Annotated in this window: 27 protein-coding genes and 2 pseudogenes; 20 read left to right on the top strand and 9 right to left on the bottom strand. The window is 57.9% G+C overall.

Annotated elements, in window-relative coordinates:
• Positions 1–13: 13 nt before the first annotated feature.
• From ACAty_RS08000 to ACAty_RS07975, 6 genes are all read left to right on the top strand, one after another.
• A complete protein-coding gene (locus tag ACAty_RS08000; RefSeq protein ID WP_226824504.1) occupies positions 14–268 on the top strand; it encodes a DUF4160 domain-containing protein in 255 nt (84 codons plus the stop codon).
• Positions 265–714 (top strand): DUF2442 domain-containing protein, encoded by a 450-nt coding sequence (locus tag ACAty_RS07995; RefSeq protein WP_004872470.1) that lies wholly within the window; start codon positions 265–267, stop codon positions 712–714. Before ACAty_RS08000 ends, ACAty_RS07995 begins: the two co-directional genes overlap by 4 nt.
• Positions 715–1,363: 649 nt before the next feature.
• The gene (locus tag ACAty_RS07990; RefSeq protein WP_014002140.1) at positions 1,364–2,263 is read left to right on the top strand and encodes an IS1595 family transposase; all 900 of its coding nucleotides are present in this window, start codon (positions 1,364–1,366) and stop codon (positions 2,261–2,263) included.
• Between the two features lie 181 nt (positions 2,264–2,444).
• Complete coding sequence (locus ACAty_RS07985; protein WP_004873296.1) at positions 2,445–3,785, top strand: sigma-54 interaction domain-containing protein; 1,341 nt, start codon at positions 2,445–2,447, stop codon at positions 3,783–3,785.
• A 288-nt stretch (positions 3,786–4,073) separates the two neighbouring features.
• The gene (locus tag ACAty_RS07980; RefSeq protein WP_319025211.1) at positions 4,074–5,144 is read left to right on the top strand and encodes an aldo/keto reductase; all 1,071 of its coding nucleotides are present in this window, start codon (positions 4,074–4,076) and stop codon (positions 5,142–5,144) included.
• Between the two features lie 40 nt (positions 5,145–5,184).
• A complete protein-coding gene (locus ACAty_RS07975; protein ID WP_004873293.1) occupies positions 5,185–5,652 on the top strand; it encodes an SDR family oxidoreductase in 468 nt (155 codons plus the stop codon).
• Positions 5,653–5,878: 226 nt separating this feature from the next.
• Here the strand turns inward: ACAty_RS07975 and tnpB (ACAty_RS16745) are convergent, their stop codons facing one another.
• The 5 genes from tnpB (ACAty_RS16745) to tnpA (ACAty_RS07955) all read right to left on the bottom strand — a co-directional run bounded on the left by tnpB (ACAty_RS16745) (position 5,879) and on the right by tnpA (ACAty_RS07955) (position 8,633).
• Positions 5,879–5,995, bottom strand: a complete 117-nt coding sequence (tnpB, locus tag ACAty_RS16745) for an IS66 family insertion sequence element accessory protein TnpB (protein ID WP_082179290.1) — start codon at positions 5,993–5,995, stop codon at positions 5,879–5,881.
• Positions 5,996–6,081: 86 nt separating this feature from the next.
• Positions 6,082–6,393, bottom strand: coding sequence for a hypothetical protein (locus ACAty_RS07970; RefSeq protein WP_004870122.1), 312 nt, complete (start codon positions 6,391–6,393; stop codon positions 6,082–6,084).
• On the bottom strand, positions 6,383–7,945 hold the full coding sequence (gene tnpC / locus ACAty_RS07965; RefSeq protein WP_004870123.1) for an IS66 family transposase: 1,563 nt from the start codon (positions 7,943–7,945) through the stop codon (positions 6,383–6,385). Before tnpC (ACAty_RS07965) ends, ACAty_RS07970 begins: the two co-directional genes overlap by 11 nt.
• A gap of 8 nt (positions 7,946–7,953) precedes the next feature.
• The gene (gene tnpB, locus ACAty_RS07960) at positions 7,954–8,361 is read right to left on the bottom strand and encodes an IS66 family insertion sequence element accessory protein TnpB (RefSeq protein ID WP_153801812.1); all 408 of its coding nucleotides are present in this window, start codon (positions 8,359–8,361) and stop codon (positions 7,954–7,956) included.
• On the bottom strand, positions 8,337–8,633 hold the full coding sequence (gene tnpA / locus ACAty_RS07955; protein WP_004867952.1) for an IS66 family insertion sequence element accessory protein TnpA: 297 nt from the start codon (positions 8,631–8,633) through the stop codon (positions 8,337–8,339). The genes tnpB (ACAty_RS07960) and tnpA (ACAty_RS07955) overlap by 25 nt, the downstream gene beginning before the upstream one ends.
• A 470-nt stretch (positions 8,634–9,103) precedes the next feature.
• Here tnpA (ACAty_RS07955) and ACAty_RS07950 point away from each other — a divergent pair, with 470 nt between their 5' ends.
• The 13 genes and pseudogenes from ACAty_RS07950 (at position 9,104) to ACAty_RS07895 (ending at position 18,397) form a co-directional block, all read left to right on the top strand.
• The gene (locus ACAty_RS07950; RefSeq protein WP_038471897.1) at positions 9,104–9,703 is read left to right on the top strand and encodes a beta-class carbonic anhydrase; all 600 of its coding nucleotides are present in this window, start codon (positions 9,104–9,106) and stop codon (positions 9,701–9,703) included.
• 60 nt (positions 9,704–9,763) lie between these two features.
• A complete protein-coding gene (locus ACAty_RS16740; RefSeq protein WP_082179254.1) occupies positions 9,764–10,006 on the top strand; it encodes an FmdB family zinc ribbon protein in 243 nt (80 codons plus the stop codon).
• A gap of 63 nt (positions 10,007–10,069) precedes the next feature.
• Positions 10,070–11,680 (top strand): sigma 54-interacting transcriptional regulator, encoded by a 1,611-nt coding sequence (locus tag ACAty_RS15310; protein ID WP_004872635.1) that lies wholly within the window; start codon positions 10,070–10,072, stop codon positions 11,678–11,680.
• 23 nt (positions 11,681–11,703) lie between these two features.
• Complete coding sequence (locus ACAty_RS16735; RefSeq protein WP_169737313.1) at positions 11,704–12,006, top strand: ATP-binding protein; 303 nt, start codon at positions 11,704–11,706, stop codon at positions 12,004–12,006.
• A gap of 137 nt (positions 12,007–12,143) precedes the next feature.
• The gene (gene tnpA / locus ACAty_RS07935) at positions 12,144–12,440 is read left to right on the top strand and encodes an IS66 family insertion sequence element accessory protein TnpA (RefSeq protein WP_004867952.1); all 297 of its coding nucleotides are present in this window, start codon (positions 12,144–12,146) and stop codon (positions 12,438–12,440) included.
• Positions 12,416–12,823 carry an IS66 family insertion sequence element accessory protein TnpB gene (tnpB, locus tag ACAty_RS07930; protein ID WP_169737312.1) on the top strand — a complete coding sequence of 136 codons (408 nt, stop codon included), beginning with the start codon at positions 12,416–12,418 and terminating at the stop codon, positions 12,821–12,823. The genes tnpA (ACAty_RS07935) and tnpB (ACAty_RS07930) overlap by 25 nt, the downstream gene beginning before the upstream one ends.
• A pseudogene (gene tnpC / locus ACAty_RS07925) lies at positions 12,747–14,394 on the top strand (IS66 family transposase). The gene tnpB (ACAty_RS07930) and the pseudogene tnpC (ACAty_RS07925) overlap by 77 nt, the downstream one beginning before the upstream one ends.
• On the top strand, positions 14,384–14,695 hold the full coding sequence (locus tag ACAty_RS07920; RefSeq protein WP_004870122.1) for a hypothetical protein: 312 nt from the start codon (positions 14,384–14,386) through the stop codon (positions 14,693–14,695). Before tnpC (ACAty_RS07925) ends, ACAty_RS07920 begins: the two are co-directional and overlap by 11 nt.
• A 53-nt stretch (positions 14,696–14,748) precedes the next feature.
• Positions 14,749–15,384: pseudogene (locus ACAty_RS07915) on the top strand (ammonium transporter); the annotation flags it as partial.
• A 103-nt stretch (positions 15,385–15,487) separates the two neighbouring features.
• Complete coding sequence (locus tag ACAty_RS07910) at positions 15,488–16,024, top strand: hypothetical protein (RefSeq protein ID WP_082179252.1); 537 nt, start codon at positions 15,488–15,490, stop codon at positions 16,022–16,024.
• 37 nt (positions 16,025–16,061) lie between these two features.
• Complete coding sequence (locus ACAty_RS07905; RefSeq protein ID WP_004872118.1) at positions 16,062–16,817, top strand: type 1 glutamine amidotransferase; 756 nt, start codon at positions 16,062–16,064, stop codon at positions 16,815–16,817.
• Positions 16,799–17,143, top strand: coding sequence for a P-II family nitrogen regulator (locus tag ACAty_RS07900; RefSeq protein WP_038471888.1), 345 nt, complete (start codon positions 16,799–16,801; stop codon positions 17,141–17,143). Before ACAty_RS07905 ends, ACAty_RS07900 begins: the two co-directional genes overlap by 19 nt.
• Positions 17,144–17,497: 354 nt before the next feature.
• Positions 17,498–18,397 (top strand): IS1595 family transposase, encoded by a 900-nt coding sequence (locus ACAty_RS07895; protein ID WP_014002140.1) that lies wholly within the window; start codon positions 17,498–17,500, stop codon positions 18,395–18,397.
• Between the two features lie 457 nt (positions 18,398–18,854).
• Here the strand turns inward: ACAty_RS07895 and ACAty_RS07890 are convergent, their stop codons facing one another.
• Both ACAty_RS07890 and ACAty_RS07885 read right to left on the bottom strand, forming a co-directional pair.
• The gene (locus ACAty_RS07890; protein WP_038471885.1) at positions 18,855–19,700 is read right to left on the bottom strand and encodes a hypothetical protein; all 846 of its coding nucleotides are present in this window, start codon (positions 19,698–19,700) and stop codon (positions 18,855–18,857) included.
• A 225-nt stretch (positions 19,701–19,925) separates the two neighbouring features.
• Positions 19,926–21,278, bottom strand: a complete 1,353-nt coding sequence (locus ACAty_RS07885; protein WP_004872468.1) for an MFS transporter — start codon at positions 21,276–21,278, stop codon at positions 19,926–19,928.
• Between the two features lie 164 nt (positions 21,279–21,442).
• Here ACAty_RS07885 and ACAty_RS07880 point away from each other — a divergent pair, with 164 nt between their 5' ends.
• Positions 21,443–22,333, top strand: coding sequence for a patatin-like phospholipase family protein (locus ACAty_RS07880; protein WP_004872466.1), 891 nt, complete (start codon positions 21,443–21,445; stop codon positions 22,331–22,333).
• A gap of 41 nt (positions 22,334–22,374) precedes the next feature.
• On the opposite strand, the gene ACAty_RS07875 is transcribed toward ACAty_RS07880, so the two are convergent.
• Both ACAty_RS07875 and ACAty_RS07870 read right to left on the bottom strand, forming a co-directional pair.
• On the bottom strand, positions 22,375–23,001 hold the full coding sequence (locus ACAty_RS07875; RefSeq protein ID WP_004872465.1) for a TetR/AcrR family transcriptional regulator: 627 nt from the start codon (positions 22,999–23,001) through the stop codon (positions 22,375–22,377).
• A gap of 119 nt (positions 23,002–23,120) precedes the next feature.
• Complete coding sequence (locus ACAty_RS07870) at positions 23,121–24,134, bottom strand: fatty acid desaturase family protein (RefSeq protein ID WP_004872464.1); 1,014 nt, start codon at positions 24,132–24,134, stop codon at positions 23,121–23,123.
• Between the last annotated feature and the right edge of the window lie 500 nt (positions 24,135–24,634).

Below are 24,634 nucleotides of genomic sequence, written 5' to 3'. Positions count from 1 at the left end.
GATAGTGCAATATATGCTCTACTCTAACCCCATGACAACCTATCCCCCGGTGGACGACTGGCGCGTGCGCATCAACGGACGAGAGCCTCATCCATTGCCGCACGTCCACGTCCAATTCCGGGATGGGTCGCGGGTGTCCTTGGCCATCGAAACCGGGCAGTTACTCTCGGGCTTTGTGACACCCCAGAAACGATTGGTAGCTGTGCGCGCCTGGATAGAGGCGCGTCGGGAGACGTTGCTGGCGGAATATCGGAGGCTGAACCCATGAACCATGCACCACAGATTCGCAAGGCCGAGATCACCGGGCCATTCCAGACTACCATCGAATGGTCCACCGGAGAGACCTTTGTGACGGATTTGCGCAGTACCATCGGTCCAAAACGGGAGGGAGACCCCTTTATCGCCCTCCACGATCCCGCGATTTTCGCGCAGGCGCAGATTGATGATTGGGGAGATGGACTGAGTTGGCCCGGCGGCCTGGACCTGGGAGCAGATCTCCTCTACAGCCTGGGACGTCAGCAGGCAGGCTTGCCCACGCGCGAGGACTTCACCGCATGGATGGAGCGTAACCGACTCAGCCTGAGTCAGGCCGCTCAGGCGATTGGCATGACCCGGCGCATGATTGCCTACTACAAAAGTGGCGCCCGACCCATAACGAAGACGGTTTGGCTTGCCTGCATCGGCTACGAATCCTTGCAGCACGAGGCCGCATGATTCAATGTGGAACGGGCAGTGATGCAGCGGGAGCAGATGTCCAGGCAGGGTCCTCCGTGCCCGACAAATATTGGCTCTTTGATATAGCGAGCCTGTATAATCTGACACCCAATCATCGTTTGGATACAAGTAGACTCATCGATTTCAATGCTTTTTTTTATGTAGGATAATCGATGACCTAAATTCCATATCTCCAGATACCTTCCGCGACTGATTGGAACGCTCCCTCGTCTGATTAATGCAACAACAGCAACTTGTGCTCATTCACCTTGGAAACTGAACGTCTCGCATTCAACAAAAGGAAACTGCAGAGCGAGAAACGAGCTCCACCTTTTGCTTCCGGGTGCATATTTTCGTTAGACGACCATTAATTAATGTTGTACTGCATATCGAGCCACTTTCTGTAATATGGGTCTTTCACGTGTTCAAGAGTCAGCCTTTTTATAGCATCATTTGTTCGAATTTTCTCTGAGTTTAATACTGAGCACAGAACGATAAATTTTGGCAATGGATATGGACGTTGTGTATTTTTTGGAAACAAATAAAACCTTAGCTTTCCATCTAAACTATCAATACTTGACATGCCTCTGAATCATTCTCAGCAATCAAGCTCTAACTCTCTGTGAGGCATAGAGAAAGGAGGTCTGAGATGAAAGCTGAAGCGACGAACCTCTTGCAGTGGCAAGCGCGGTTTGGCACGGAAGAGGCCTGCTTGGAGGCGCTGAAACAAAAGCGCTGGCCCGAGGGGTTTCGATGTCCGAAATGCGGCCATGACCGCGGATACTGGATCGCCGGACGAAAACTCTTTCAGTGCGGGCACTGTCGCCATCAGACCTCGGTGACGGCCGGCACAATTTTTCATTCGTCCAATGTGCCCCTGGTGCAATGGTTCCTGGCCATCTATTTGATGGCGAGCGACAAGGGCGGATTGTCCGCCCTGCGGCTGTCGAAGCAGATTGGGGTCTCCTGGATCACGGCTCACCGGATGTTGCGCCGCATGCGCCGCGCCATGGGCGATCGCGACAGTCTGTATCGCTTGGAAGGGCTGGTAGAGTTGGACGATGCCTTTGTCGGTGGACGCCGGTCTGGGGGGAAGAGCGGTCGAGGGGCCGAAGGCAAAACACCGATCTTGGTTGCCGTGGAAAACCGGGGCAAGAAGGCGGGCTTTATTGCCATCGAGACGACGCCTTCGGTCTCTGCCGACCGGATTCGCGAATTCGCGCGGCGACGCTTGCGCCCCAAGCAACCTACCCGCACCGACGGCTTAATAGCGCTGCGAGTTCTCGGAGAGAGCCAAGAGCATGAGGGGCGCGTGACCAAACCGCATCAGGTGGACGAGTGGTTGCCGTGGGTACACATCGCCATTGGTAACCTCAAGGCCTTTCTTTTGGGCACATTCCATGGGGTATCCGGCAAATATCTGCAGGAATATCTGAACGAGTTTGTCTATCGCTTCAATCGCCGTTTCTGGGAGCCAGAACTGCCCCTGAGGTTGCTCAATGCCTGTATGGAACATATCCCGGTCCGGCTTGTTGCTGAGAAAGGTTAACAGGCATGTAATTAGTTAATTAGTTAATAATATTATAGTGATTTATGACCTGACATTTTCTCTTGTCATGACAGAAGTCCTCCATTATTGTCATGACATGGCAGATCGCTATCGGGTGGGTTCCATGGCAGGAAGGCGTATCTGAGACAGGGCGTAGCGATTTTTTCAGGAGTACGGAAAAATGGATACCATGACGGACACGACAACGGATGGATTACAGATTTCCAGCGTGCTGGACATGCATGAGAATCCCATGGTGCTCATCGATGAGCATTATCGGATCGTGGCCGCCAATCATGCCTACCAGGAAGCCTATGGGGTGCTTGCGGCGGATATCGTCGGGCGGCACTGCCATGAGATTTCCCATCATTCACCAATGCCCTGCCACCAGCGCGGGGAAGACTGCCCGCATCAGGCGGTGTTCAGCACGGGGCAGGCACATGAGGTGCGCCATGTCCATTTTGATCCCAGCAACCGTGCCGAGCATGTGCGCATCCGCGGCCACGCCATCATGGGCATGGCGGGACAGCGCTATCTGGGGGAGGAGATTATCCGTCTGGTGGATCAGGACGAAGTGATTACTTGCGGCGAGATGCAGATGGTTGGGCGTTCACCGGCCTTTCTGCGTTGCCTCCACCATATCGAAATGGCGGCGCGTACGGAGGCCAGCATTTTGCTGCATGGGGAAAGCGGGGTAGGCAAGGAATTGGCGGCCAGTGCCATCCACCACTTTTCGGCGCGGCAGAGGGGGCCTTTCATTACGGTCGATTGCACCTCTTTACCCGATACCCTGTTCGAAAGCGAGATCCTGGGCCATGAGCGGGGGGCCTTTACGGGCTGTCTGGGGCGCAAGCGGGGCCTCTTTGAAACAGCCGATGGCGGGACGCTCTTTCTGGATGAGATTGGCGAACTGCCCCTGGCGATGCAGGCCAAGTTCTTGCGCGTGCTGGAAAGCGGATCCTTCCGCCGCCTGGGGGGCGCCGAAACCCTCCATGCCGATGTGCGGGTGGTGGCGGCCACCAACCGCGATTTGCGCGAGATGGTGGCGGCGCGGAGCTTCCGGGCGGATCTCTATTATCGCTTGGCCGCCATCACCGTCTCGTTGCCGCCGCTGCGGGAACGCCGGGAGGATATTCCGGGGATTGCCCGGGTGCTCCTGCAGCGGATCGGGGCCAGTTGGGGCGGGCGCTGGGAATTGTCGCGGGAGGCGGAGATCCGGCTCTGTGCCTATGATTTCCCCGGCAACGTGCGGGAGTTGCGCAACATCCTGCAAAAGGCCGCAGCCTTGGCGGCTGGGCCCGTTATCCTCGTGGAGGACCTCGATCTGGACTTGGAGGATGGGCGATCGACCCCTTCGGTTCCGATCGCCGCGGTCCGATGCCCTACCGGTCCTACCCATGGGCGTCCCGGTCCAGCGGCCCTTCCGGCGCTCCTGCAGCGCTTCGGCGGGAACCGGCGTCTGGTCGCCGATGCCATGGGGGTGAGTGAACGGACGGTGTATCGCTGGTTGCGGCAGGGCTAGGGAAGGCAAGCCGGTATTCCTGATCTCTTCGCAGACGCATGCTCGCCGTGGCGGGTGATTTGCCTGTTTTGCAGTCGCTTGCGACGGGAGCCAAGGATTTGCCGGTCAGGGCCGCCACCCCATTGTCATCATTGTTTTCATACCGATCGGTTGGTATGCTTGCAAGGAGGATTCACAAAGCAAAGGTAGCATCGCTTAAATCTACATTCACTCACTACGATCACCGGATATCTGCGTGACCCTCATGGCACAAGTGCCGGGGATATCGCCAATCTCTGGTAGTGGAGGATGAGATTACTTCCTCTGCCTGCCCCAAAGTTCGTAGCTTTCCATTCGCGAGGTGAACCTATGGAATATCGTCAACTCGGCCGTACCGGTATGAAGGTCTCCACTCTTTGCTTAGGAACCATGACCTTCGGCTCCGATTTTTACCATATCGCAACGGTTGCCCAGAAGGAGGCCGACGAGATCGTGCGCCGCGCCTGGGAATCAGGCATCAATTTCTTCGATACCGCGGACATTTATTCCCGTGGAGAGTCCGAAGAGATTCTGGGAAAAGCACTGAAAAACATAGGGATAGAGAGAGACGCCGCCGTCATCGCCACCAAGGTGCGCGGCAGCATGAGTGATGTGGACCCCAATGGAACCGGCCTTTCCCGCAAGCACATCATGACGGCCTGCCATGCCAGCCTGCGCCGCCTGGGCACGGACCGTATCGATCTCTACCAGGTCCATGGCTGGGATTGCCATACACCCATGGACGAAACGCTGCGTGCCCTCGATGACCTGGTGCGCAGCGGCAAAGTGCTCTATGCGGGCTGCTCCAACTGGCCGGCTCGACACATCGCCCGGGCGCAGGCGTTAGCGGATGCCGGCCAATGGACGGGTTTCTCCTCCTTGCAGGCCTACTACTCTCTGGTCGGACGAGATCTGGAACACGAACTGCTCCCCCTGTGTCGCGAGCAGGGTCTTGGAGTCCTCCCTTGGTCGCCTCTGTCCGGCGGCTTTCTCACCGGCAAGTATCGTCGGGATACATCCGCGCCTGCGGACGGCAGACGGAAGGACTTTGATTTCCCGCCCATCGACCAGGTGCATGGCTATGACGCCGTTGAAGCCGCCGAGTCCATCGCCCAGAAGATCGGTGCGACCATTCCCCAGGTAGCCATCGCCTGGCTCCTCGCCCAGTCGGGAATCAGCTCCGTGATCATCGGGGCAAAAAGAATGGAACAATTGAAAGACAATCTCGGGGCCGTTCAGGTCCGATTGACCGGAGAAGATGTGGCGCGCCTATCGGCAATAACCGCCCCGGCCCCTCTCTACCCGCAATGGATGGTAAGCAGACAGAACAGCGATGAGTGAGAGGGCGACATCCGGGGTAGCGTCCGGGTGATAGGCGACCGTGGATGGGTCTGCGGTAATTCATTTTGCCGTGAGCAAGGCAGAGGAATGGCAGCGCACCATCGACGCCAATCTCTACGGAATACTGCATTGCACCCATGCCGCGATCCCCTGGCTCAGGGGACGCCCCGGCGCCGTGATTTCCACGGTATCCAGCGGCGGTGGCCGCTATGGCATTGCCGGATGGTCGGTTTATAACGCCACAAAGTTTGCCGTGGTCGGTTTTCACGATGCCCTGCGCAAAGAGCTTGCCGCAGAGGGCATCCGCGTGGCGCTGATCGAGCCCGGCGCAGTATGGACCGAATGGGGTAACAATGTCCCAGCGGAAGCGATGCGCGAACGGCGCAGGTCCCTGGACGCGCTTCATCCGGAAGATGTGGCCCAAGCCCTCGTCTACAGCTTCGCCCAGCCAGACAATGTCTTGGCGGAGGAGATCCTGGTTCGTCCCCTCCTGCAGACCAGCCCATAGTATTTGCCGATCTTGACCTCCCTCCAGGGAGCGTCTCAGTATTTATCAGAACCGAGAAGACCGATACAAACCATCAGGGTATCTTCGGCGCGCATTTTTCGAGGGCTGGCAGCGGTGTCCACGGCCGCCCTCCACCAGCATCGCCCACTGCGCCGCCGACAACTCGACGGGCCCCGCCACCGCCTTCGGCCAGGGCAAAAACCTGAACCAGTTGGCGATAGAGCAGCTAGAAGCCAAGACCGTCCCAGAGCAGCAGTTTGAGCCGGACTGCTCGTCGATTACGGAAGACAAAGGCATGGCCACAGAAGGCGTTCCCCTTGCCGGATAGTTGTCGCCGCTGAATCCGTCTCGGGGCGGCGCAGACGAAAAATTCAGAAAGGTGGGTTGATTGTAACCGTCCAAACTAGACCGCTATTGTCCCAAGCGAGGTTATCTGAGTCGTTTTTTATCGGCGGTCGGCTGGTGGGGTTGGGTGGGTCTGGCGTCCTTTACCGGTGAGAGCAGATGGGGTGGGACATTCCAGCTCTGGCGGTTGTCGGTGACCACGGTGACGGTCTTGCGGTTATACTTGACCACCGTGCCCATCAAGCGTCCCCCCTGGTGGGCAAAGCTGACGCGCTGACCGGGATGGAAGCGCATCATCTCCAGGTGCGCCTGCATCGACTCGAGCATTTTCAGGCGCGCCACCACGCGCTGGTTGAGTTCCAGCAGTTCCTCGAAGCTCAGGCCGTCAATGTCCATGGGCATGGTCGAGATCCGAGCGCAGCGGGTTGTTGGCAAAGCGGTCTTTCCAGACCCGTGGGGTCAGTGCTTCCACATCTCGGGCCGGGTGCAGGGCGACCCGTTGCAGGACATCCACCAGGTAGGTGTAGGGATCGACGTGATGTAGTCGGCAGGTGGTCAGCAGGCTCTGGATGATGCCAACGTGCCTTGCCCCCACCTCGCTCCAGCAGAACAGCCAGTTCTTGCGCCCCATCGGGATGACCCGCAGGGCCCGCTCCAGATGATTGGTATCGATGGGCACCTCGGGATCGTTCAGGTAGACCTTGAGCTGAGCCTGGTGATTCTCGGCATAGACCAAGGCCTTGGCCAAAGGATCGCTGTTGAGCAGATCCATGCGTTGGCGTTGCTGGTGACACCAGCTGAAGAAAGCCTCGGCCATCGGGCCGGCATGGCGGCTGCGGTAGTCGCGCTTCGGTTCGCCTTCGAGTCCCTGTTCTCGAATCTGCTGTTCGACCCGGTACAGTGCGCCGATCCGGGTGAGGGCCTCCTGCGCCGCCGGGTCCTGGTCCTTGGCCCGCTCAAAGTAGCGCCGGGTGTGTGCCCAACACTGGGCCCGAGTCACCTGTGGTCGGGATTTGGCATAGCGGTCGTAGGCCGCATAACCATCACTGAGCAGCACGCCGGCAAAGCCCGCGAGCTGTTGCTCCACGTGGGCGCTGCCACGGCTCGTCGACCAGGTAAAGCACAACTCGTCGTCCTCTCCATGGATCGGCCAGTACCAGGTGGCCTGCAGCTGACCCGGCTTCTTGCGCCCCGCCTTGATCGGCGTCTCGTCCATCGCCAGCACACGGCTCTGCAGGATGTGCCGCCACTGAGCATCGTAGATGGGGCGCAGGAGCTCAATGGCCCGTTGGGTGTAGTTCGTCAGCGTACTGCGACTCAGGGTGATACCGGCGTCCTGGAGTCGCTGGTGTTGACGATAGAGCGGGAGGTGGTAGCAGAATTTGTCCACCAGGATGCCGGCCAGCAGGCTGACATCGGCGAGGCTACCCGCGAACACCGCGGCAGGGGCCGGCACTTCCCGCAGGCTGGAGGAGGCCTTGTGCCGCCATACCGGGCGGCGGTACTCGAGCACCACGTAGCTGCCGGGACGCTGGGCCAGACGGCGGGTGATCTGGTAATCGATCACCTCGTACTGATCGGCATCGGGGCCATGGAACTCGGGCGCGGAGAGTTCGATCACCTCGACGGGGACATCGGGGCCGAAGCGCAGACCGGCATCGGTCACATCGTCGGCGTTGCGCTGCTTTGGCTTGCGCCGCCGATAGCTGATCTCTTCGGTGGGCGTAGGATCGGCCGCCGGTGGGGCATCGCCCAGCAGAGTGCTGAGATCGAGCTGATTGGGATGTTCGAGGATCCGCTTCTCGGACTTGCGCCCGAACAGCTGCCGCTTGAACCAGTCGAGTTGCTGTTTGAGCGAGGCGATTTCGGCGCGAAGGGCCTGGATGACCGCGGTCGGATCTCCCCCAGGGGAGAAGGTATTTTTTGCTGTGCAGTCCGACAGTTGCATGCACGGCATTATACCTTTTCGGGTCTCCCGAGGCTATGATTTCTGCCTTTTTCGAAGCGTTTGAAGCGGCGCAGCGAGGACAGATCGATGCCTTCGATGATCAGCTTCAGCTCCGTCCAGCTCAGCATCCGCCTGTCACCGCCCCGGCCATCCACATAAAAGCGGCCCGCTTCCAGGCGCTTGCTCCACAGGCAGTAACCGCCCTGCTCGAAGTACAGCACCTTGAGCTGCGTGCGCCTGCGGTTGATGAACACGAACAATTGGCCGCTGGCCGGATCCTCGGCTAACTTCTGTCGCACCAGGGCGCTGAGCCCATCGAAGGACTTGCGCAGGTCCGCAGGCGGCGTATACAGCCATACCCGGAGGACGGCCGACCCGGGGACCAGCATGGTCAGCCTTGGCGTAGCCGCAGACACACCCCATTGCCCAGATCGAGCTCGATGTGCCAGCCACGCGCTGGCTCAGAGACCTCGGGTGCCAGCTCGAGCCAATCGTTCAATGAGCCGCCTCGGGCACTGGCGGGATCCTCGGCTAAGCCTGCACTATCGGCCCGCAGCTTGCGCTTCCAATAACCAAAGGTCGCCACGGCTACACCGGCTTGGGCACAGAATGCTCTTTGCGTCAGGCCGCTGACCCCTTGTTCGTCGATCAGTCGTTGCCAGTCGGCCCTGCTGTACCGCTGCTTCATATCGCGCTCCTGTATGTAAATGCAGGAACAGGTTATGGCGCGCAGGTCAGGCCGGGAAGTACGGTGCGGTTTGAACGGTTACGGTTGATTAGACCCTTATAACGTTGTTGTGGTGCCATGCAAGCGGTGTCGGCGACCGGTGCCGCCTCCTTGCCCTGCAAGCCGCAATCCAAAGTGGCGAGAGAGATCGAAGACCAATATGTGGCGATCCTTCCGGTGCCAAGACCATCAAGAACCAGGCATGCAAATCGTATGAAGCATCGCTTCACTCATATAACTCAATGATTATAAAAACTATTCAGTAGAACAAATAATATTGTTTAGAAGTGTGACTTCAATAGTCAATTCATTGAACGATACAACATGCTGTTTCTATTTGTTATTATTGTGGGCACGCATTTTGCTGAGATATGGGCGCTATCTGCAATTGTCCGGTAGGATGTTTCCAGTAGAGAGAAAGGAGAGATACCATGAGTTTGAAACAACAACTTGAGAGCGATTTTGAAGGTCATAAGCGATGGGCTTTACGGCGCCAGATGGGTATTCCCAACAACCGGCGGCTCTGGGTATGTGCTTGCATGGACGAACGCCTACCAGTGGACGAAGCACTCGGCATTCGTGGAGATCAGGGTGATGCACATGTGTTCAGGAACGCAGGTGGACTTATCACCGATGATGCCATTCGCTCAGCCATGCTTACCTGCAACTTCTTTGGCACAGAAGAAATTGTAATCATCAACCATACCGAATGCGGTATGATGTCGGCTCACACGGATACGATTGTGAAGGCCTTGAAGGATAAAGGCATTGACTTGGATAATATCCAACTCGATCCTGACTTGCCAGAGTTAACTATTAAGGCCGGTGCTTTTGGCAAGTGGATAAAAATGTACAGCGACGTCGACGAAACCTGCGCTCGGCAGGTGGAGTATGTCCGTAACCACCCGCTGATTCCCAAACATGTAACGGTTAGTGGCTGGATTTGGGAGGTTGAAACAGGGCATTTGCGTCCGCCTCACATCAGGATAGGAGAAAAGGTTAATACCAACAAGGCCATGGGCGCTAAATAGCCTCATGCCATCGGTTGCAGATAGCGCACGCTTCAATTCTCACAATAGGAGTTATATCCAATGCCTACATATGATTTTCAGTGCCCGAGCTGCGGCTATCGGCTTGAAGCCATGCAGCCGTATGATGCCCCCAGTCCGGATTGTCCTAATTGCCATGAGCGTGCTGTTCGACTTTTGGGCGCACCAGCGGTGCACGGGAGTATGAGCCGGGGGCGTGAGCTTGCTGTACGATCCATTAAGACCAAAACTGGTCCGTGTCCAGCATGTGCTGCCGGCCGGGCACATGTGCATGGCCCCAAGTGAATGGGCCTTATGGAATCAATAAATGTGCTATAATAATAAAAAGGATTGCTATAGGAGTCGCTGATGTCAAAATCTGGTTATCCTATGTTAGGACAATTAAACCCACTTTCCTTCTTGCAAGCATTCATCGTACAAAGCATTAAGGTGGCCGGCCAGTTTGGCTGTAGCCAGGAACATGATAGGGTGCGCTACATTGAGCGCATGGGATTGGCTGCTGCGAGTTGCTTGGAAACTGCAGCTCGTGCCGAACGTTCCTTGCCGCAGGATATGCCACTCAATCAAGAACAATATGCGAGCCTGATTGTGGATATAAAAAACCAGATTGGGGGAGAATTTTCTAGTACATCAAGCGGTGCTCCCTGTGTGCGTGTGATCAATCATCGCTGTCCATTTGGAGAGGCGGTGCGTGAGGCGCCGGAATTGTGTCGGATGACTTCCAGCGTTTTTGGAGCTATTGCGGCACGTAGTTTCGGCTATGCCAAAGTTGAGTTGCGAAAACGCATCGCAGCTAACGATGGCGTATGCGAAGTATTGGTTTACACGGATCCCGCCGTCGCTCACGAACAACCTGGGGATGAATATCAAATAAAAAATGGTCAAGTCTATTCATCGCTAGCAAGTACAGATGATCAGATACAACAGGCTTTGGTTAGTACTAGGTGCACTAATAATCTGTCTAACAGAGCGTCCCAACAAAGGGCTAGGGCGCGTATCATTGCTCAATCTACAGCTATGCGTGCAGCATTCCGGACCGTCGAAATTGTTGCGCCGACTACCGCTAGTGCTGTAATTTCTGGTGAAACAGGCACAGGTAAAGAGATTATTGCTCGAGCTATACATGCATTAAGTGACAGAAGCGAAAAACCCTTTATCGCGATCAACTGCGGCGCCATTCCCGAAAGTCTCATTGAGACCGAACTGTTTGGCCACGAGCGCGGGGCATTTACTAATGCCTATCAGGTTCGACATGGTTTTTTTGAACGCGCAAATGGTGGTACATTGTTTCTCGATGAAATCAACTCCTTACCTATCGCGGCTCAAGTTAAACTGTTGAGGGTTGTTCAGGAAGGAGAGTTCGAACGAGTTGGTGGAGAAGAACCTTTAAAGGTTGATGTACGTATCATTGTAGCAACAAATGAAAATTTGGATTTGCTTGTGCGAAATGGAAAATTCCGTAGGGACCTGTATTATCGGCTAAATGTCGTACATATTCATTTGCCACCGTTGCGTATGAGACCCGATGATATGTCCGCTTTGGTTGATCATATTCTTAGACGGTTATCCGAAAAACATCATCATCCCATTAGAATATTATCTTCTCGCGCCTGGAAGCAAATATTCGCATATGATTGGCCGGGAAATGTGCGTGAAATGGAAAACTTACTAGAGCGGGCTTTTTTGTTGAATACAGGAGAAATCATTGACACTGTGATTGAACAGGAAGCCCCGCAAACCATGAGCGATTGTTGTTCGCTTCGTGCGCTAAGGCGTCAGAAAGGGGATATTGCGGAATCTCGACTGCTGCACGAAAGCCTACGTCGTTATAATGGTCGAGTGAGCGATGTGGCGCTTGAGTTTGGGGTTACACCACGTGCAATTTATCAAAAGGTTAAATTGCTCGGTATCAATTTGCAAGAATATCGACTCGATGATTCTCGGGAGCCTCTGACCTAATTCAAATTGTCGTTCCGCAGAGCTTGGCCATTACCGCCAGTCAACCATTCTCGGCCTGGGAGCAGGTCTTCCGGGAGGAGGAGGTCATGACTGTGGCAGTGATAGATCGGCTTGTCCATCGGTCCATCGTCCCGGAGCTCGATGCGGAAAGCTGTCGGCGAAGGCAGGCGTGTTCCGTCGTCAGCGCAAGCACCTCAAAAAGTTCGACAGGGATCAGAACGCGGGCCCCCGTTTGGCCTGAACCGGCTCGGGGCTTATACTCCCATCTTGCAGCGGCCCTGCGCGTCGGCGGCTGCCCGCCACCGCCATTTGATCCATCACCTTGACGAGGTTTTTATGCGCTCCGATATCATCAAGAAGGGTTTTGAACGTACGCCCCATGTAACCGTTCAAACCGCACCGTACTTCCCGGCCTGACCTGCGCGCCATAACCTGTTCCTGCATTTACATACAGGAGCGCGATATGAAGCAGCGGTACAGCAGGGCCGACTGGCAACGACTGATCGACGAACAAGGGGTCAGCGGCCTGACGCAAAGAGCATTCTGTGCCCAAGCCGGTGTAGCCGTGGCGACCTTTGGTTATTGGAAGCGCAAGCTGCGGGCCGATAGTGCAGGCTTAGCCGAGGATCCCGCCAGTGCCCGAGGCGGCTCATTGAACGATTGGCTCGAGCTGGCACCCGAGGTCTCTGAGCCAGCGCGTGGCTGGCACATCGAGCTCGATCTGGGCAATGGGGTGTGTCTGCGGCTACGCCAAGGCTGACCATGCTGGTCCCCGGGTCGGCCGTCCTCCGGGTATGGCTGTATACGCCGCCTGCGGACCTGCGCAAGTCCTTCGATGGGCTCAGCGCCCTGGTGCGACAGAAGTTAGCCGAGGATCCGGCCAGCGGCCAATTGTTCGTGTTCATCAACCGCAGGCGCACGCAGCTCAAGGTGCTGTACTTCGAGCAGGGCGGTTACTGCCTGTGGAGCAAGCGCCTGGAAGCGGGCCGCTTTTATGTGGATGGCCAGGGCGGTGACAGGCGGATGCTGAGCTGGACGGAGCTGAAGCTGATCATCGAAGGCATCGATCTGTCCTCGCTGCGCCGCTTCAAACGCTTCGAAAAATGCAGAAATCATAGCCTCGGGAGACCCGAAAAGGTATAATGCCGTGCATGCAACTGTCGGACTGCACAGCAAAAAATACCTTCTCCCCTGGGGGAGATCCGACCGCGGTCATCCAGGCCCTTCGCGCCGAAATCGCCTCGCTCAAACAGCAACTCGACTGGTTCAAGCGGCAGCTGTTCGGGCGCAAGTCCGAGAAGCGGATCCTCGAACATCCCAATCAGCTCGATCTCAGCACTCTGCTGGGCGATGCCCCACCGGCGGCCGATCCTACGCCCACCGAAGAGATCAGCTATCGGCGGCGCAAGCCAAAGCAGCGCAACGCCGACGATGTGACCGATGCCGGTCTGCGCTTCGGCCCCGATGTCCCCGTCGAGGTGATCGAACTCTCCGCGCCCGAGTTCCATGGCCCCGATGCCGATCAGTACGAGGTGATCGATTACCAGATCACCCGCCGTCTGGCCCAGCGTCCCGGCAGCTACGTGGTGCTCGAGTACCGCCGCCCGGTATGGCGGCACAAGGCCTCCTCCAGCCTGCGGGAAGTGCCGGCCCCTGCCGCGGTGTTCGCGGGTAGCCTCGCCGATGTCAGCCTGCTGGCCGGCATCCTGGTGGACAAATTCTGCTACCACCTCCCGCTCTATCGTCAACACCAGCGACTCCAGGACGCCGGTATCACCCTGAGTCGCAGTACGCTGACGAACTACACCCAACGGGCCATTGAGCTCCTGCGCCCCATCTACGATGCTCAGTGGCGGCACATCCTGCAGAGCCGTGTGCTGGCGATGGACGAGACGCCGATCAAGGCGGGGCGCAAGAAGCCGGGTCAGCTGCAGGCCACCTGGTACTGGCCGATCCATGGAGAGGACGACGAGTTGTGCTTTACCTGGTCGACGAGCCGTGGCAGCGCCCACGTGGAGCAACAGCTCGCGGGCTTTGCCGGCGTGCTGCTCAGTGATGGTTATGCGGCCTACGACCGCTATGCCAAATCCCGACCACAGGTGACTCGGGCCCAGTGTTGGGCACACACCCGGCGCTACTTTGAGCGGGCCAAGGACCAGGACCCGGCGGCGCAGGAGGCCCTCACCCGGATCGGCGCACTGTACCGGGTCGAACAGCAGATTCGAGAACAGGGACTCGAAGGCGAACCGAAGCGCGACTACCGCAGCCGCCATGCCGGCCCGATGGCCGAGGCTTTCTTCAGCTGGTGTCACCAGCAACGCCAACGCATGGATCTGCTCAACAGCGATCCTTTGGCCAAGGCCTTGGTCTATGCCGAGAATCACCAGGCTCAGCTCAAGGTCTACCTGAACGATCCCGAGGTGCCCATCGATACCAATCATCTGGAGCGGGCCCTGCGGGTCATCCCGATGGGGCGCAAGAACTGGCTGTTCTGCTGGAGCGAGGTGGGGGCAAGGCACGTTGGCATCATCCAGAGCCTGCTGACCACCTGCCGACTACATCACGTCGATCCCTACACCTACCTGGTGGATGTCCTGCAACGGGTCGCCCTGCACCCGGCCCGAGATGTGGAAGCACTGACCCCACGGGTCTGGAAAGACCGCTTTGCCAACAACCCGCTGCGCTCGGATCTCGACCATGCCCATGGACATTGACGGCCTGAGCTTCGAGGAACTGCTGGAACTCAACCAGCGCGTGGTGGCGCGCCTGAAAATGCTCGAGTCGATGCAGGCGCACCTGGAGATGATGCGCTTCCATCCCGGTCAGCGCGTCAGCTTTGCCCACCAGGGGGGACGCTTGATGGGCACGGTGGTCAAGTATAACCGCAAGACCGTCACCGTGGTCACCGACAACCGCCAGAGCTGGAATGTCCCACCCCATCTGCTCTCACCGGTAAAGGACGCCAGACCCACCCAACCCCACCAGCCGACCGCCGATAAAAAACGACTCAGATAACCTCGCTTGGGACAATAGCGGTCTAGTTTGGACGGTTACGTTGGAACGGCTTCAATGGCGGGGATCCCTATGCGGCCAGTCGCGATGCCGGTGCAGCCGTGCTCAACACCAATATCACCACCGCCATGAGTGTGCTGACCTGGACCGCCATGGATATCCTCTACTTCAAGAAACCCTCGGTCATCGGAGCGGTCCAGGGCATGATCACGGGTTTGGTGGGGATCACCCCGGCGGCTGGCGTCGTCGACGGCTTCGGCGCCATCGCCATCGGCCTCGCCACGGGCATCATCCCCTGGTTCACCATGAACATCCTGGGCAAACGGCTGTCGTTCTTTCGTAAGGTGGACGACACCTTGGGCGTCTTTCATACCCACGCGGTGGCCGGATTGCTTGGAGGAGTCTTGACTGGTGTTCTAGCCACCAAGGCGGGGTGTGTAGCCTATGGTCTGAGCAATCCGGGTGGGGGTATCGACGGAAACTGGCACCAGGTATGGCTCCAATTGATCGGTGCCGCGTTCATCATTGCCCTGAACCTCGTCATGACCTACGTGATTCTCAAGGTGATCAGTCTCGTCGTTCCCTTGCGTATGGACGAAGAAACCCTGCTCATCGGTGACGATGCGGTTCACGGAGAAGAAGCTTATGCCTTCTTCGGAGAGGGTGAACGGCAACCGGTGCTGGGCGACTGATGCGATAGCGTTCCGGTCCCCGCGGGGGATCGGAACGCGCAGACCCTATGACGAATTGAATTGACGAAGCGGAGGGGGCATTGGCCCCCAAGGAGTTGCAGTCGTGGCACAGTGGAAAGACCTTTATCGGCGCGATTCGGTTCTGGAAAAGACGGTCGCCTCGATAACCAAAAGTAGAGCTACCGTTCGCGTCAGTAGTCTTGCGGACAGTCAGGGAGCTGTGCACGAGCCCGTTACCAATCGCGTGCTGGTATCGCCCGTGTTGCTGCGCGATCGGCCGGAACTCGTACCGGTTCTGGTCGCCGTGAGCCTCGGTTTTGCAAGTATTCGCGAGCGTAGTCGGCGCTGGCGATGGGCGGTCTTGGGTTTTTCCCTGAGCGCGGCGCTGGATATGGTTCTGCTGTATGCCCAGTGGGGTGGGTGCGCTCGCCTCTTGGATGCGGGACTGGCAACGGGGTGTTTTTGGGGTGCTCTCTGGCAGGTACTCGCTCTGCGACGATATGCCCCCCAATTTGAATGCCTTGCGTACGACTGGGCTCGGAATATCGTCCCCGATTTTACGGCGCAGCACGGCGCGGCTCGAGTCTACTGCCGATGGTTGCGCCGTGCGACCGCCTATCGGTCGTGGTCGCCTTCTTGAACGCGCAAAAACCGCCACCGCATTACGGGCATGATCGATGAAACCCCTACTGGTCGTACAACACCATCCAGACGAGGACCTCGGTGCCCTTCGGGAGATGCTCATTGCCGAACGTATCCCGGTACAGGTGCGCCGTTTGGATCTCGAGGAACCCCTGCCTTCTTCGCTGCGCGGCTTTGGCGGTGTCATCAGCCTCGGTGGACCGATGAGTGTGCACGATGAGGGGAACTACCCGTGGTTGAACCTGGAGCGGCGTTGCCTCGCGGAAGCCATCGATGCGGGGTTGCCAACCCTGGGCATCTGCCTCGGCGCACAATTGATCGCGCAGGTCTGCGGCGCGCCGGTACACCGGCATCCCAATGGTCCTGAAATCGGCTGGTGGCCGGTGCGTGTCCGTCCATCGGGAAGGCAGCACCCGGCCGTGACACAGCTTCCTCCGGAGTTTTTCCTGTTCCACTGGCACGAGGATCAATGCGCCTGCCCCTTCACCGCGACGCCCTTGCTCACCAGTGCGCATACGGACTGCCAAGCCTTTGCCGTGGGCGAGCATGTGCTTGCGATACAGGCACACGCCGAACTGACCCCTGAGCTTCTCGAGCGCTGGCTGCTTCTTATGGGGACACCGCCAGCAGATTCCGGAAAGATCCAAACGCCCGAAGAAATATCTCGTCTATCGGCAACCCCTCTGGCTGCTTTGCCGCAGGTGCGGCAGCAGCTTTTCGGGCCGTGGTTGCGTTCTGTGCGGATGCGTTGCGATACACCGGAGGCATCGCCATGGCATACCAGCAACTGACCGTCGTGCTTCGGATGTATCGGCTGGACCCCCTCTGCGATGCCCTGGTGGAATTGGGGGTAAGCGGGATCACCCTGAGCGATGTCGAGGGAGTCGGCCGGCAGCAGGGGTTCTCGACACTGCCCAGTGGGGTTTGGTACCAGTCGAAGAGTCATCCGAAGGTCCGGCTGGATGTCGTGATGCCGCAGAAGCTGGTGCCCCAGGCGATTGCTGTGGTCTTGACGCATGCCCGAACCGGCATTGAAGGGGATGGAAAGTTGTGGATAAGCCCCATGGTACGGGCTCCTATCGTCGTAAGAACGATTGACTCGGACGCTGAAGCCTGACCGATCGCGGGCGCGATCGACTCCAGCAGTGATTTTTCTGGGCGAAGCGGCTCTTAGATGTCACTAAAGAACGCCGCGTAGCAACTGCTTACAGCACGACACGTGAAGCTTCTCCTTGCCCAGGTTAGGATACAGCCTACGCAGCCCGTCTTATCTCAGCCACGAGCGAGGCTCAGTTCGGGGCCTTCTCTTTCGCATGGGGGCCGAGGATTTTGCCGTCCGTGCCGCCGGATTGCCGCCACCCTCCTGGAAGGCCTTCTTCCAACGGAAGAGCATTCTACGCGGCATGCCTCTGAATCATTCTCAGCAATCAAGCTCTAACTCTCTGTGAGGCATAGAGAAAGGAGGTCTGAGATGAAAGCTGAAGCGACGAACCTCTTGCAGTGGCAAGCGCGGTTTGGCACGGAAGAGGCCTGCTTGGAGGCGCTGAAACAAAAGCGCTGGCCCGAGGGGTTTCGATGTCCGAAATGCGGCCATGACCGCGGATACTGGATCGCCGGACGAAAACTCTTTCAGTGCGGGCACTGTCGCCATCAGACCTCGGTGACGGCCGGCACAATTTTTCATTCGTCCAATGTGCCCCTGGTGCAATGGTTCCTGGCCATCTATTTGATGGCGAGCGACAAGGGCGGATTGTCCGCCCTGCGGCTGTCGAAGCAGATTGGGGTCTCCTGGATCACGGCTCACCGGATGTTGCGCCGCATGCGCCGCGCCATGGGCGATCGCGACAGTCTGTATCGCTTGGAAGGGCTGGTAGAGTTGGACGATGCCTTTGTCGGTGGACGCCGGTCTGGGGGGAAGAGCGGTCGAGGGGCCGAAGGCAAAACACCGATCTTGGTTGCCGTGGAAAACCGGGGCAAGAAGGCGGGCTTTATTGCCATCGAGACGACGCCTTCGGTCTCTGCCGACCGGATTCGCGAATTCGCGCGGCGACGCTTGCGCCCCAAGCAACCTACCCGCACCGACGGCTTAATAGCGCTGCGAGTTCTCGGAGAGAGCCAAGAGCATGAGGGGCGCGTGACCAAACCGCATCAGGTGGACGAGTGGTTGCCGTGGGTACACATCGCCATTGGTAACCTCAAGGCCTTTCTTTTGGGCACATTCCATGGGGTATCCGGCAAATATCTGCAGGAATATCTGAACGAGTTTGTCTATCGCTTCAATCGCCGTTTCTGGGAGCCAGAACTGCCCCTGAGGTTGCTCAATGCCTGTATGGAACATATCCCGGTCCGGCTTGTTGCTGAGAAAGGTTAACAGGCATGTTTATCCAAGACATTTTCAACGAAGTCATCACTCCAGAGCGCCCTGACATCACAGCCGCTATCAAGGCGAACTGTGCGATGCAGCTTTCATGAGCGAATTGAGGCCTAACCAACGCTCCAGCGGACAAGCTCCGGCGGGGCTTCGCTCACTTGCGGCTAGAGCTCGCACGTTAGCCTGTCAAATAGCGGTCCATATTGAACAGTTTGTGGATGAAATCAGTAGCATGATTGACCAAGTTAATCGATTACCTGTGCTTAGTATTTCCGATATCGCGTCAATGGGTTGCCATGTCGACAGGCCATCGGATAGATGATCAGTATTTTGTGCGGATAGTTGATGAAGTGTTAGCGCTGATTGGCATTCATTAGCATTTAAAATTTGAGATCAGGTTGCGGCCCGTTAGGGCCGTGGCTCCTATGGCGCGTTGTTATGCGCATTCGCACGTTTTCTACTGGCCGATAACCGTTTGTATCCTCGACGCGATGGCATCAGATAGCACCGAAAGTCCTTGCGCATTGTTGAGATATTTAACATAACGAATGTGCCTAAGGTCAAATGGCACATCATCTTGAGACTGCGCAATCAGTATTACTTCCTTTCCAAGTGCATGCGCAATGCCAGCCTCATAGAACACGTTGGGATTTCTGCTTGAAAGATCACATATCACAACTCGCGCTCTGGCGATCAGGTTCACAATGTCTTGTATTACGTAGTGATGTTCCCAGAAATTGTCTGCGCGCATTGGCTTGAGTCCAAGGGAGTTTACCGCTGACTGTATTGCTGCGTAAACTGGATCGAACTCCGCTGCAAATGGCATCATTATTGAAACGAGACTTGGCTGAGGCTGATGTATGGCCTCAAGACTAAAGACTTGAGAGGTTGGTTCAGCCTTTTGCTGATTCATTAACAAGAACTTGAAGAGGTCTGCTTGCTTTACTTCCCAATGCGTATGTGTGAGGGCGTTCCTGCTAATGCCGAGCTGTGAAGCAAAGCTTTCGATGTCCTCGTTCGGTATTGGTTTGATGCCGTTTTCGGCGACGTATTGGATAGCGGTTTCTGTTGGTCCCTGCACAACGGAGGTTATATAGACGACACGAGCTAATTGCGGACCATCGCCGCCTACTTCGGTCATGAGGAGTGCAGGGAATCTGCTGACCTTTGTGGCATCAAGCCGTCCGCCTTCGTTCAGGACAAGCTGTCCGGACTCCTCGTCAGATTTAATGTAGATCCGACGATTTGAGATAGACCCACCACCATGAGGCCAACCGCTATATGCCACAAGCAGATGAAACATCCAAAGTCCTCCTTATTGTTGATTCACCTGCACCAATGGAAACGTCTTACGACAGAGTGGAATGACTGCTTCCGCTGCGTACCCGCCGTTGACAAGCAAACCCCGGAGAAAATCCCCCAGCACAGGGCTCCAGCTGCGGCTTTTCTGCACCCTTCCTGGCTTAGACGTCTTTTTAGAGTTCGGGTGTGCCCATACCATTGGGCCGCCTTCCAGTCGAACCATAGGTCAGGGCTTCGTGCTGGTTTCCAGGTACTCCAGACTCAGCCCCTTGGTCTCGAGTTGGTAGTGCCAGGTCACCCATGCTGCTGCAATGGCGCATACCGCCAGAATCGCGAGCACACCAGGAATGGTGATGCCAGCCTCCATGAGCGGAAAGCCCACGGCCGATAGCAAGGCGCCTATCCGGGCAACAGCCGCCGCCAGTCCCGAGGCGCTACCGCGTAAATCCGTCGGAAACAGCTCAACGGCTAAGGCAAATACGGTCACGCCAGGTCCCATGCCGATACCGAGACAGTACACCCCGGCTCCCAGGAAAACCGCCCAACTCCGATGGGACAACAGGGCGAGGGAAAGGGTGATCAAGCCAAACGCCATAGCAAAAAAGCCCATCCACTGGAGCCGGACCCTCCCCACACGATCGATTCGTGGAAGAATGAGTGCCATCCCGGCCATGCTCAAGCCAATGAATATCGCGTTGATCACGGCCGCCTGGGCATCGGTCGTCGCAAGACCCTCGGATCGCAACACGGTGGGGAAGTACAGCGCCACACCCAGGCCGACGACATCCAGAAAGAACCACGGGAGCACCCCGAGAAAAAGCCGTCGGTGCCATTGCTTGCGCAAGAGATCCGACCAATGCCGACATTGACCGGCATAAAGCCCTAGGGCGGTCATCCTCTCGGAGTGTTGCCATTCTGGGCGCAAAAGCCGTAAGGCACGATCTGCCGCCTCAAGCCGCGCGTGTCGTGCCAGCCAGCGGGGCGATTCGGGCAGTTTGCGACGCACCTGCAGCAACAGCACAGCGGGAATTACCGCACTCCCCAGCATCCACCGCCACGCGTCGGGACCGAAATCGAAGAACCACCAACCGACCAGACTCGACAGGAGTGCGCCCGACTCCCAGGCAAGGTTGATCCACACAAATCCCTGGCCGCGGTCGGCGGTTCGCCGATATTCGGCTACGAGCGTGGATACCAGGGGATAGTCCAGACCAATACCCAAGCCGACGATGAACCTCGCGACACTGAGCACTAGCAGATTCGGACTGATGGCGCTCAAACCCGCGCCGAGCGCGTAGAGTACCACGTTGGGCAGCAACAGCCGGCGGCGACCCCATCGATCGATGACAGCGCCACCCAGCAGCGCCCCAAAGAAAGAGCCCAGTAAGGGCATGGCCATCACCACGCCCGTTTCCCAGGGCGAGAGGCCCCAACTTGGGGTTAGAGACAATAAGGCCACGGCCATGATGCTGAGATCGTACCCGTCCAGCCCCATGCCCAACATCGCAGACCACAGTGCGCGCCGAATGGGTTGGGGACCCTGGCGTTTTTGGTGTAGGTCGACCAGCCGGGATATCACTGCGATGTCCTCCAGTCTACGAAGGCGTCCATAGTGCCGGAATCATCGAAGCCATACCCGAGCCCGCGAAGCCGCGCAACACCGTTTTTGGAGGGGATTGGCTGAACCATTCCGGGCAGTATAGCTCCAATTCCCTTGCAGACAGACGGCAACGGAGCGGTCCGGTGTCTCCCCACCTCCTTCCAGATCCCGAGCATTCGTCCGTAAGACAAACGGCTCCACCCGTTTTCCCTCCGGCCGGCATCGCCCTTGTTCTCGGTGCCGGTGGTGCGCGAGGGCTCGCCCATATTGGTGTGTTGCAGGCTTTGGACGAGCTCAGGATTCCGGTACGCGCTGTGGTGGGAGCCTCCATTGGCGCGCTCATTGGCGGATTGTATGCCGCGGGGTGGAGCGCCGACGAGCTGCATGAGCGACTGCCCGACACGGTGCGCGCATACCGCGCGCGGGTCTTTTTCCCTTTCCCCTGGGGTGGTGGTTTGCTCGGCAACTGGGGTATTCGTGCCCTGTTGGAGGAGCTTTTTGCGCACGCTGCGTTCGAAAACCTGCGCTTGCCCTTTCTCGCGGTAGCCACCGATCTGCGAACGGGGGAGCGCATCGTCATCGATCGGGGTATGGTTTGGCCTGCGGTGCGCGCGAGTATCTCCATGCCGACCTTGCTCGCGCCGTATCGGTTGCAAAGTCGGCGCTACGTGGTCGATGCCGCGGTGGTGGACCCTGTCCCGGTTGACGTCGCACAGGAGCGTTTTCCTTGGCCCATCGTGGCCGTTCGCGTGCAGGTTCCTCCCAGCAAACGCCGTTTTTTGGCACGGTCCTGGCGTTTTCGCTCCCCCTGGTCCTGGTTCTGGGTAGGGCGCTTCGCCAACGAAATAAGCATCTGGGAGCTCTCCGAATCGCGATTGCGCGAGACCCCTCCGGCGCTTTGTCTCGATCCCATCGCCGAGGATCCTGGGTGCTTCGGGTACGCTCGGTCGAGTACGCTGGTCGAGACCGCGCGGGCTTACACGATGGCTCACGCCGATACGCTGCGCGCCATTGCCGGAGTGGATACCGGTTGAGCGGCAAGTTGTGGCATGGCACAGACCCGGTCTGCCCGAAATCAAGGGGATGAGCCGATCCCAAGCAGGAGTAGATTTACCAGGGCACGAGCAAAGGTCTCCGGTGCATCGACACAGGTCACGGCCGGATAGTGTCGCAGGACGTCCTGGTGTTGGAAGAAAAATACGTTACCCGCGATGAGCAGGGTTGCTGCGAGGGCCGGATCAAACCCGCTGCGCAGTTCACCGCAACGCTGTCCCCGCTCGATGAGCCGTACCAGGGTTCCAAACAGTTCGCCAAATCCCTGTTCCGCGAGTTCCCTGGAGCGGGGTGCGCCCTTTTCGAGGATTTCCCGCCACACCAGCCGGACCCATCGGGGTCGATCCAGCAGGGCTTGCAGGTGACCGCGGGCGAACTGGTGCAAAATCTCCGGAACGCTGCCGTTTGTCTCCATCGCCTCCTGCAAGAGCGCGCGCAGGTTCTCGCTGGCCGAGCGGAGTACCGCCAGATACAGGGCATTTTTGTCGGGGAAATAGTGATAGATGTTCGCTTTACATACCCCCGCCGCGTGCGCGATGGCCTGCATGGAAACCGCTTCGAAACCGCGATCGGCAAAAAGCCCTTCGGCTGCCTCGAGGATTTTGCGACCGCCGTCGCCCAAGCTGGTACCGTTCCGTTCTGCGCGCATGACCCTATCCTGGTTATGAGAGGCCGCTCCGATCGATCCAACCGTGGTACCCAGCGCGCGACAGATGTGGAGACCGCGACCGCGCAAAACACGAGCAGCGACGGCTGCCGCCCCGTGAACTACACCGGGTTTCCCTCTGGCGGTCGTTCTGGCGTACGCCACTGGGATGGCGACCGGGGAATCCACAGTTTTCGATCAAAGTCGTACAAGAAACAGGCTCTGGCATAGCGAAAGGCGGACCGGACAGGCGATTCCCTTTCGATAATCAGATGGGGAAACGCTTGCGCGAGGATATCGAGTGCCTCTGGCAGGGCGAACCAGGGAATCCGCGTATCCACGTGGTGAGGTACGTGGTAGAGGATGTTGTGCAGCCAAAACCCGAAAAACCTGCTTTTGTAAGTCGTGCTGTCCCGCAGTTGAACCTCCGCTGCGTTCCATCCGGTTCGGGACGCATGGAAACCGACCCGGGGATGCGTGTGATTGACGAACACCACAAAGCCTATGGTTTCCTGAAAGACCAGCAGCGGGAGTACAAGTCCCGTCGCGACTCCGGACAGCCCTCCCACCATCGCCGAGAGCCAAAACCAGGCAACCAGGAAGAGCAGTACGGGAATCCATCCGTTCCGGTGCTCTCGATTCCGGATGCTGTACCATGCCATTCCGCGCCACCACACTTCGACGGTGTAGTACAACCAAAAACCCCAAGGACTTCGGCAGACCCGGTACCAGCCCCTTTCTACGGGATTCATGTTTTTGTAGTCTGCCGGCGAGGCTGGATGCCAGATCCAGTCTGCTGGCAAGCCGGTGAGTCCATGGTGAATACGATTGTGCCCCAGCTTCCACAATGGCACGGGCGTCAAGGAGGGGAGGAGCAGCAGCTGCGCTACCCGTGCATTTCTGTGTGCGTCTGTAGAATACGTGCCGTGGGCAGCGTCGTGGCCGAGCACGAAAAGTGCGGCAATGGCGCCACCGCACAGAACCCCGGCCAATAGGCTCCACGGAAAGGGCAGCCAGCAGGCCAGTATCCAGAAAACCACGAAGCCTACCGCGTCGCGCAGTAGGGCAAAACGCCAGCGGGCAGGATCCTTCGCATAGAGCGAATCGGGAAACAGCACCTTCGACTTGACGGACACGCAAACACTCCGATAACCGCCTTCGGATACTACCGTGAGATCGGGATTGATCACAACCGGATGTATGCGTTCATCCCCTTTGGCAGTGGGTTGGTGTTGCACGAGCAAAGACAGTGAGGGGTTCTACCCGAGTCGATAGCGTCGAGCCGCTCGCGTTGGCAGAAGTAGATTCCGCAGGAGCGATTTCCAGGTGCGATGGATTCGGTGGTCGCCGAAACCTGACGGGTAACCCGGAGTCATCCAAAATTCGGTGCTGGACGTGTACCAAGCGCTTGGAGTCCTTATCCCGATGACGGCTGCGGAACCATTGCGGGTTGGTGTAGTCTCTTACCTTGCACGTTGTATGGACGACTCGGCCAGCCGTTTTGCTGGCCTTCTTTATGCGTTTTTGGATGGCCTAACGGGCCTCAGGGTATCCTCCTTGCTTCCCCCGGGGGTTGTTCTTGGGTAGGCTTAACGCGGCAGACGCCGGTTTGCCCATTTCCCCAAATCACGAAGGA

It is taken from the genome of Acidithiobacillus caldus ATCC 51756 (genome assembly GCF_000175575.2).
In the GTDB taxonomy this organism is placed as follows: Bacteria; Pseudomonadota; Gammaproteobacteria; order Acidithiobacillales; family Acidithiobacillaceae; genus Acidithiobacillus_A; species Acidithiobacillus_A caldus.
This window is presented reverse-complemented; position numbering and strand designations above follow the sequence as displayed.

What these genes read in the sequence shown, in the direction of transcription:
- ACAty_RS07890 (WP_038471885.1), bottom strand. Translation starts at nt 19,700, where the DNA reads ATGTTTCATCTGCTTGTGGCATATAGCGGTTGGCCTCATGGTGGTGGG.
- ACAty_RS07875 (WP_004872465.1), bottom strand. Translation starts at nt 23,001, where the DNA reads ATGCGCGCAGAACGGAACGGTACCAGCTTGGGCGACGGCGGTCGCAAA.
- ACAty_RS16740 (WP_082179254.1), top strand. Translation starts at nt 9,764, where the DNA reads ATGCCTACATATGATTTTCAGTGCCCGAGCTGCGGCTATCGGCTTGAA.
- ACAty_RS08000 (WP_226824504.1), top strand. Translation starts at nt 14, where the DNA reads ATGCTCTACTCTAACCCCATGACAACCTATCCCCCGGTGGACGACTGG.
- ACAty_RS15310 (WP_004872635.1), top strand. Translation starts at nt 10,070, where the DNA reads ATGTCAAAATCTGGTTATCCTATGTTAGGACAATTAAACCCACTTTCC.
- ACAty_RS07895 (WP_014002140.1), top strand. Translation starts at nt 17,498, where the DNA reads ATGAAAGCTGAAGCGACGAACCTCTTGCAGTGGCAAGCGCGGTTTGGC.
- tnpA (WP_004867952.1), bottom strand. Translation starts at nt 8,633, where the DNA reads ATGAAGCAGCGGTACAGCAGGGCCGACTGGCAACGACTGATCGACGAA.
- ACAty_RS07900 (WP_038471888.1), top strand. Translation starts at nt 16,799, where the DNA reads ATGGCATACCAGCAACTGACCGTCGTGCTTCGGATGTATCGGCTGGAC.
- tnpA (WP_004867952.1), top strand. Translation starts at nt 12,144, where the DNA reads ATGAAGCAGCGGTACAGCAGGGCCGACTGGCAACGACTGATCGACGAA.
- ACAty_RS07985 (WP_004873296.1), top strand. Translation starts at nt 2,445, where the DNA reads ATGGATACCATGACGGACACGACAACGGATGGATTACAGATTTCCAGC.
- tnpC (WP_004870123.1), bottom strand. Translation starts at nt 7,945, where the DNA reads ATGCAACTGTCGGACTGCACAGCAAAAAATACCTTCTCCCCTGGGGGA.
- ACAty_RS07980 (WP_319025211.1), top strand. Translation starts at nt 4,074, where the DNA reads ATGAGATTACTTCCTCTGCCTGCCCCAAAGTTCGTAGCTTTCCATTCG.
- ACAty_RS07950 (WP_038471897.1), top strand. Translation starts at nt 9,104, where the DNA reads ATGAGTTTGAAACAACAACTTGAGAGCGATTTTGAAGGTCATAAGCGA.
- ACAty_RS07995 (WP_004872470.1), top strand. Translation starts at nt 265, where the DNA reads ATGAACCATGCACCACAGATTCGCAAGGCCGAGATCACCGGGCCATTC.
- ACAty_RS07905 (WP_004872118.1), top strand. Translation starts at nt 16,062, where the DNA reads ATGAAACCCCTACTGGTCGTACAACACCATCCAGACGAGGACCTCGGT.
- ACAty_RS07970 (WP_004870122.1), bottom strand. Translation starts at nt 6,393, where the DNA reads ATGGACATTGACGGCCTGAGCTTCGAGGAACTGCTGGAACTCAACCAG.
- ACAty_RS07990 (WP_014002140.1), top strand. Translation starts at nt 1,364, where the DNA reads ATGAAAGCTGAAGCGACGAACCTCTTGCAGTGGCAAGCGCGGTTTGGC.
- ACAty_RS07920 (WP_004870122.1), top strand. Translation starts at nt 14,384, where the DNA reads ATGGACATTGACGGCCTGAGCTTCGAGGAACTGCTGGAACTCAACCAG.